1 protein-coding gene is annotated in these 522 nt (G+C 74.9%); it reads left to right on the top strand.

The window, feature by feature from the left end; genetic code table 11:
• The coding region (locus tag ACI796_RS23125; protein ID WP_456943559.1) for an HNH endonuclease signature motif containing protein at positions 1-518 on the top strand (518 nt) is incomplete at its 5' end.
• Between the last annotated feature and the right edge of the window lie 4 nt (positions 519-522).

A 522-nucleotide genomic window follows, 5' to 3' on the forward strand; every position in this document is an offset into this window, starting at 1 on the left:
CCCTCAGCGCGCTGGCCGGCCGCAGCACCGAGGCCGGCCAGGTCAACGGGTTGCCGATCACCGCCGCCCACCTGCGCGAACTGCTCACCCAGCTCGACGCCCTGGGCCTGCGGGTGCCCGAGGGTGGGTCGGTCACCCTGGCCCTGGTCGAGGACGACGGGACGCTGCGCGCCACCACCACGCTGGACCAGCTCCGCCGGCTCACCCGGCTCGGCTGCCCCGACCACCCCGCCGAGGCCGACTGCGACTGCGACTGCGCAGTGCTCGACCGCCCGGACACAACCCATGCCTACGCGCCCTCGGCGCCGCAGCGGCGGTTCGTGCACACCCGGGACCGCACCTGCCGCTTCCCCACCTGCGGGCAGCGGGCCGGCTGGGCGGATGTCGACCACGTCGTCCCGCACGCCCACGGCGGCGCCACCGACTGCGCCAACCTGTGCTGCCTGTGCCGCAGCCACCACCGCCTCAAGACCTTCGCGAGGGGGTGGCGGTTCGAGATGAGTGCCGACGGCGTCTGACCGT

This window comes from Geodermatophilus sp. SYSU D00525, from assembly GCF_054050475.1.